Origin of the sequence: Vaccinium witches'-broom phytoplasma str. VAC, from assembly GCF_000309405.1 — a bacterium.
GTDB lineage: Bacteria > Bacillota_I > Bacilli_A > Acholeplasmatales > Acholeplasmataceae > Phytoplasma.
In genome coordinates this window covers 1-7,273 of sequence record NZ_AKIN01000233.1, presented here as the reverse complement: position 1 = coordinate 7,273, position 7,273 = coordinate 1, and the positions used below count along the sequence as shown (strand labels likewise).

Genomic DNA, 7,273 nt, shown 5'->3' with positions numbered 1-7,273 from the left:
CTTTTTCTAGACATTTAAATCTCCTTTTATTTAATTTTTATTTAAATAGAAAAACAACTTTATTCACTTATCACCTACTCTTTCGAGAGTTTAAATATGAAGAACTAAGAAACGAACAAAATCAATCTCGAAAAACAGCAATTTATGAAGATCTAAAACAATTAAAATTAAAATATGACAATTTAGAACTAAAAAGAAACAAGTTCAAAAAACAACTAGAAAAAATGTTTTGGACTTTATACATATCTATGGGGGGTTTTAAGTATATTATGGTTAATAAGTTTTTATTTTTTCATTCCCTTACTTAAGTATACAACTTTTTTATTGGCTATTTTGTGTGGTTTGCTTGAAGCAGGTTTGTTGTATTTTTTATATTTTACCTTTCCAAAAAATAATGTTATTTTGAATAATTCATTTTTGTTTTTATTTTTAATACCATTTTTTGATTCTTTTTTAATAATTATTTTTATATCTTATTTATATTATGTTGCTAAATTGAAAATTTCTCCTAAATTCCGTTATATTACTAAAATTATTTTTATAATTTCTTATATAATTGCTATTTTGATTACTTCGTTTAAAATTTTTAACGATAATAATATAAATTTAACAAGTACCTTAATACTGATAATACAGTTATTTTTCTTTTGTTTTCAAATAGTTGTAGGCAGTTTTATGTGGGTTATTTGTTTATAAAGTCTAGATGCTTTGGTTCAAGAAAAATTTCCTAAAAAATATGAATATATTATTATTAATCTTATGTTTATGAATGCCATTGCAATTTTTTTTGCCTTTGTTAATATTATTTTAAGAATTTTAAAATGGTTAGGTCTCGCTAAAAGAAAATAGTTTTTATCTGTGAAAATTCACAAAATAATAAAAAGTAATTAATTATAAAATGAATAAAAACAGATAAATTCAACATAAAAAAGCGATCGTTTTAGTGATTAATTTATACGGCAACAGAACTGCTTTTTATTTAAGCAAGCAAACCCATAATAAAGATCCTTGTTTACATTCCTTTAACGAACTGGATTACTTATAAAACAAACCTATCGATAATCAACACACACACGCATATATATATATAACTATTATTCCAACTTATCCGATAAATAAGGATTGATTGTTAATATCCTAACAATAAGGCTAATTCGATCATATCTTTTTTCCAAATTAAGCACCTTTTATTAAACATAATTTCATAAGAATAATCCCCTTTCTTTGTTTTTTATATTTTCTCATCCTTTCTTTCTTTTCCAAATGATCTTTTTTTTGATATAATAATAAGTAATTGGTATATTTATTTAAGATAAGAAAAAGAGGTGTTAACTATTAAAAAGAGATTATTTTTTTTCGATATCGATGAAACTTTATATAGTAATAAGAAAAAAACCATTTTACCACAAACCAAAAAATTAATTTTAAAATTATCTCAAATGCCTAATACTATTTTAGGAATAGCAACAGGTAGAAATTATCGTAATTTAAACGCTGTTGAAGAATTATTGCCGTTATTTAAATATTTTGTTCTGATGAACGGTTCTTTAACTATTTCTGATGGCAAAATTATAGACGAATCTCCCATTCCTACAGAACATATTGAAGAAGTTCATAAAAGAATTAAAAGCTATCAAATGATGGTTACTAGTATAGGAATTAATGAAGCAGGTTTATATTTTGATGAGAAGAAAGGTGATATTAACCTAGTCCAAGAATATAAGAAAAATTTAGATTTTGAAATTGATAACCAATTTTACTTAAAAGAAAGAATTTATCTTTTAATCGTGGTAGGAGCAGATAAAGACAAATTCGCCCCTTTATTTAAAGATCTAGATTATTTCAATATTTGTGTATGGAAGAATCATATCGATTTAACCGTTAAAGGGGTTAATAAGTACTACGGAATTAAAAAAATTAAAGAAAAATATCCTGATTATCAATTGATTTGTATGGGAGACGGTTCTAACGATATTGAAATGTTAGAAGCGGCTGATATCGGTATTGCGATGGGAAATAGTTTATATCCTAAATTAAAAGCAGCAGCTAATATTGTTTCTCCTCATATAGAAGATGATAAAATGTATGATTTTTACGAAGAACATATTTTATAAGACATCATTATTTTTTAGAAAAAAACAATTTTAAACATTTTTTAACTTTATACAAAGCGTTCCCTGCTTTTTTATCCAAAAAAAGGGATTAAATAACAACCCAATAAAGCTTGAAAAAATGTTTATTTATTTTTTTATTAATAACAAATTTTTTAAATTAAAAGGGTTTTAATGGATAAAAAAACACAAGAATTACATATCTTTTCTTCTAAATTTGAACAATTAAAAGAGAAAGAAAAAGATCTTTTTTCGCGTATTGTTAATAAACTATTTCAAGTGAATTATTTAACTCTGCAAAAAATGGCAGATGCTAATGATTATCGTTTTATTTTATTACATCGAGAACTTTTTTATTCTTTTTTTCAATTAGCAGATTTTGAGTTAGAAATTAAAAAACATGATGAAGTTATTTTTATTCATAATTTACATCATTTTAATAAATTAAAATTAAAAAAAGAAGAAAGTTTGATTTTATTTATCTTTCGTATCTTGTTTCAACAAAAAAAAGAAAAAACATCTTCTAATGCTAAAATAGAAGTGTTTTTGCAGGATATTTTTAAAGAATTAAAACATATTGGTTATTCTGAAGTGCAAAATTTCAACAAAGAAACAGTTAAAAAAACTTTAACGATCTTGCGTCAATATAATATTATTGATTATTCCGATCATAATAATCACTTGTCTGATGATTTAACCATTACCATTTATCCTTCTATTCTTTATTTAATTGATATAGAAATGATTAAACATTATCAAGAACTCTTTCTTTTGAAACAAAGCGAAAACCAAGATGAAAAAATTAACTAAGATACAATTGGTAAACTGGCATTTATTCTCTTCTCAAACGATTGAAATAACCGGAAATACTTTAATTTCTGGCGAAAATGGAGCGGGTAAATCAACTTTATTAGATGCTTTACAATATGTTTTAATTGGTGAGAGAAAAAATGTTAAATTCAATTTAGCGGCTAACGCGAACGCTAAACGTTCTTTAGAAAGTTATATGAGAGGCAAGATAGGTGCCGAAAATAAGGAGTTTTTAAGGAATGGGGATGTTATTACCCATATTGCGTTAGAATTTTTGGATGAGGAAACTCAAGAACACACTATTTTAGGTTGTGTTTTGGAATTGCCTCAAAGAGGAGTTTTAAAAGAAAGGTTTTATCTTTATGAAAATATAGCTTTAAAAAGTGACCTTTTTATTTCTAATAATAAACCAAAAAACCATAAACAATTAGCGGAATATTTACGAGCGCATACAAAAGATTTTAGTTTTTTTGACACTAAAACGCAATATAAACAAGCTGTCGGTAAATATTTAAATATTAACGTCGCTAAATATTTAGAAATTTTACCCAAAGCGTTAGCCTTTACACCGCTTAATTTGCAAAATTTTGTTTTTGATTTTTTATTAGAAGAAAACCCGATTAATATTTCTAGTTTAAAAAATAGTGTTCGCCAATTGAAAAAAATAGAATCTCAAATAGAATTAGACAAAAAAAAATTACAACAATTAATCGTTATCATTGATGCAGAAAAAAAATTTAAATTCTTAGACGAACAAATCAAAATTAATTTTTTAGTAGAGAAAAAAGTTTTAATAGCAAAATATCACAACAATTTAGAAAACATGTTGGTTCAAAAAGAACAAGAGGCTCTGAAAACTAACCATTTGTTAGAAGAAAAACAGAATATCAATGCCTCTATTGAAAATTTAAACAATCATTTGTTACAATTGCACAACAACCATTCTCAAGGTGATTTAAGTCAATTATTTTATTCTTTACAAAAAGAATTATCCCAAAAACAAACTTTTTGTCAAGATTTGCAAGGTCAAATAGTTTTTTTTCAAGAGAGATTGCAAGCTGAACAAAAAATATTAAAAGAATTTTATTGTTTGCAACCGGATGATATTATTCATCAAACAGCCGAAGAAATAGCTCGTTTTTTAACTGCCCCAAAACCATTTGATATTTATCCGGAATTGAAAAAAACCATGTTGGAGATGACTGATTATTTATCTCAAGAAATTCTGAATTTTAATATCGTACAAAATGACATTCAAAAAGATATTAAGTTTTTGCAACAGCAAATTGCTGACAAAAACTCCACTTTTCAAGCCATGAATAATATCGCTAAAATATATAATCCTAACGTTAAAAAACTAGTGACTTTATTAAACGAAAAATTAAGTCTTTTTTATAAAAAAGAGATTCATATCCATCCTTTTTGCGAATTGATTGATATTAATGATGAATTATGGCGCAATTCTATTGAAGGTTTTTTAGGTAGTCGGAAATTTAATTTAATCGTTGAAGCCGGCTATTTTGATCAAGCTTTAAAAATATATGAAAAATTTCAAGCTAGTGAAAAAATTTATGATGTTGGTTTGGTGAATGTAGATAAAATACCGGATTTAGATGATAATCCTCATAGCTTAGCGGATAAAATAACTAGCAACCATAAAGATGCTTTAAAATATGCTAAATTATTATTATCACATATTATCTGCGAAACTGATGTAACTCAATTAAAAAACCATAAAACAGCGATTACTCCTCAAGGAATGATTTATAGTAGTTATACTGCGAAACAATTAAATCCGAAAAGTTACCAAATTCCTTATATCGGTAACGAATCTAAAGAAATACGTAAAAAAATACTTTTATCAGAAATTAATACTTTAAAAGACTATTTAAACCAAAAACAAAATATTTTTATGAAAAATAAAAGTATTATTGAATTAATGAAAAAAAGTAAAGTCTTTTCTTTGGTTAATAATGATCAGTTTACCGTCTATAAAAAATTATCTGATAACGAGCAAGAAATAGTTGTTATTAACCATAAAATAGAACAATTCCGTAGTCAACAAAATGTGGAACAAATAGAAGATAATTTACAAAAAATTAAAAAAGATAAACAAATTCTTAACGAATCATTAGATCTTGTTTTATTAAAAATTGTGGAAAGCAAAAACAAGTATAATATGTATGAAGAGAAAATAAATTTTCTTCAAAAAAGATTAGCGGAATTACAAAAAGATTTATATGTTATAGAACAAAAAGAAGTAGTTAATTTAGAAAAAGCTTCCATTCAATTGCAAAATTATTTAACTACTTACCAAAACAATTATGAATATATTTTACACTATATACAAAATCACGTGAAAACCATTGAGAAGCAAAAAAACACTCAAAACCTTGATTTGACGAAGTATATGACTTTATACATTGAGACTTATCATCTAAGCACTATTGAGGCCAAATTAGAATATTTTGATTATTTCGTACAAGAATATAATTTAATTAGTTCCAAAAATTTGATTACTTACGAACAAGAAGCTAAAGAGTTAAGTTCCAAAACCGAAATGATTTTTAAAGAAGAATTCGTTAATAAACTCAAAGAAAGTATTGAAAACGCTAAACAACAAATTAAAAAATTAAACGAACTTTTAAAAAATAGACCTTTCGGTGATGATAGCTATCAAATTATTACCAAAGCCTCTGATGATCCTGAATATAAAAAATATTATTCCATGATTGTAGAAGATAACCTAACCCAAGAGATTAATTTATTTTCCGAGAACTCTTCTTCTTATAAAGATATTTTATTAGACGAATTATTTCAAAAAATAATTTATTTTGAAGAAGGATATGAAGCGATAGCTTATGAATTTTTAGATTATCGTAATTATTTAACTTATGATATTCAAATTAACGATATTTACGGAAATGTATCTTTATTTTCTAAAATTTTTCGTGAAAAATCTGGCGGAGAAACTCAAGTACCTTTTTACATTATTATTGGTATTTGTTTTGAACAATTATTAAGCGAAAACACGGTTCATAAAGGTTGTTTAGTTTTATTTGATGAAGCCTTTAATAATATGGACGAAAATAGAATCGAATCCATGATGTATTTTTTTAAACAATTAAACATTCAATTTTTAATTGCTATTCCGCCTCAAAGGATTGCTGATATTTCCCCTTATGTAACTACTAATTTAATTATCGTTAAAGATAATAATCATGTTATGGTAGAAAGTTTTACTAAATTAGCTTAAAAAAAATTTTTAAAGAAAATCAATTCATTAGTAAAGAAAAATACAAAAATGAAACAAAAATTAAAAACATCGTCTTTTAAATCATTAATATTTATTGCGTTTGTTATAATAGTCACTTTCATTAAATGTATGTTTTTAAATGGGTTAAAAGCAGAAGATATGCATTATTTTGAACCCATGCACTTTTGTCAATTAACTTTAGGCTCCTTCTTAATGGTTTTTGCTATTTATTTTTTTATTTTACCGCAAGAATTAATTATAGGAGGTCTAGAAGCGCTTTGCTTATTTTTAGATAAAGTGTGTTTTTACCAAATAAAGGAGAAAAAACAAAACCATTGGTTTAGCAGTAATAACGGTATTTTGTTTTTCCGTATTTTTATTCTTCTATTTGGCGCTATTTTCCATAAGACATGGTATTTTTTATTAACGCTTTTTGTGTTTTCCTTGTTTTCTATTTTGTTTAAAATATTAGAATATTGGCAAATAGATAGAGTATTTTTATTAAATAAATTCCCAGATAAGGTTAAAAATAACATTATTTATCGCTTATCCTTATCTTCCGTTATTATTGGTATTTTTATGGGTATAGGAGCTGGTTTAGTGATTGGAAACAATTCTTCTACGGGTGCAACTGATTTCGTCCTTAAAGTTTTGCACAATCTTATAGAAGAATATATTACCATGGAATTTACTATGATTTTATTAATTATAGACGGTTCTATTTTGATCGCTTCTTTCGTTATCGATTATTTTAGACAAATAGATGTTAAAAAGAATATTATGATTAAATATGTTTTTTCTATTATCGCTTTCACTATCTCTATCAGTTTAATTACTTTAGTGAGCAATTGGGTTAAATAAATTCTCTTCCTAATAAATACGTCTTAGTGAGAACACTTCTTTTAGTGGTTTTTTCTTTATACGTCTTCAATCTTATAAATAAGTCTTATTTTAGACCAAAAATAAAAAAATGAAGAAAAAAGAAATATAGTTGTAATATTTATGGTTTTTTTTGATACAATTTTAATGTATTGTTGTATAAAAAAATTTTAAAGAATTCATTTTATTTTATATTAATTGTTATTATTTGAAAAGA

5 protein-coding genes are annotated in these 7,273 nt (G+C 24.9%); all 5 read left to right on the top strand.

Annotated features, from left to right (window positions below; all coding sequences use genetic code 11):
- A partial coding sequence (locus RI68_RS04170; protein ID WP_038104995.1) for a hypothetical protein occupies positions 1-308 on the top strand: 308 nt, incomplete at its 5' end.
- Positions 309-1,325: 1,017 nt separating this feature from the next.
- The gene (locus RI68_RS03095; RefSeq protein ID WP_017193769.1) at positions 1,326-2,114 is read left to right on the top strand and encodes an HAD-IIB family hydrolase; all 789 of its coding nucleotides are present in this window, start codon (positions 1,326-1,328) and stop codon (positions 2,112-2,114) included.
- A 171-nt stretch (positions 2,115-2,285) separates the two neighbouring features.
- Entirely contained in the window at positions 2,286-2,921 is a 636-nt protein-coding gene (locus tag RI68_RS03090; protein WP_017193768.1) for a DUF4194 domain-containing protein, read from the top strand.
- Positions 2,905-6,177: an ATP-binding protein gene (locus RI68_RS03085; protein ID WP_017193767.1), complete on the top strand. Its 3,273-nt coding sequence runs from the start codon at positions 2,905-2,907 to the stop codon at positions 6,175-6,177. Before RI68_RS03090 ends, RI68_RS03085 begins: the two co-directional genes overlap by 17 nt.
- Before the next feature lie 48 nt (positions 6,178-6,225).
- Positions 6,226-7,038 (top strand): YitT family protein, encoded by an 813-nt coding sequence (locus RI68_RS03080; protein WP_017193766.1) that lies wholly within the window; start codon positions 6,226-6,228, stop codon positions 7,036-7,038.
- Positions 7,039-7,273: the final 235 nt, after the last annotated feature.

What these genes read in the sequence shown, in the direction of transcription:
- RI68_RS03090 (WP_017193768.1), top strand. Translation starts at nt 2,286, where the DNA reads ATGGATAAAAAAACACAAGAATTACATATCTTTTCTTCTAAATTTGAA.
- RI68_RS03085 (WP_017193767.1), top strand. Translation starts at nt 2,905, where the DNA reads ATGAAAAAATTAACTAAGATACAATTGGTAAACTGGCATTTATTCTCT.
- RI68_RS03080 (WP_017193766.1), top strand. Translation starts at nt 6,226, where the DNA reads ATGAAACAAAAATTAAAAACATCGTCTTTTAAATCATTAATATTTATT.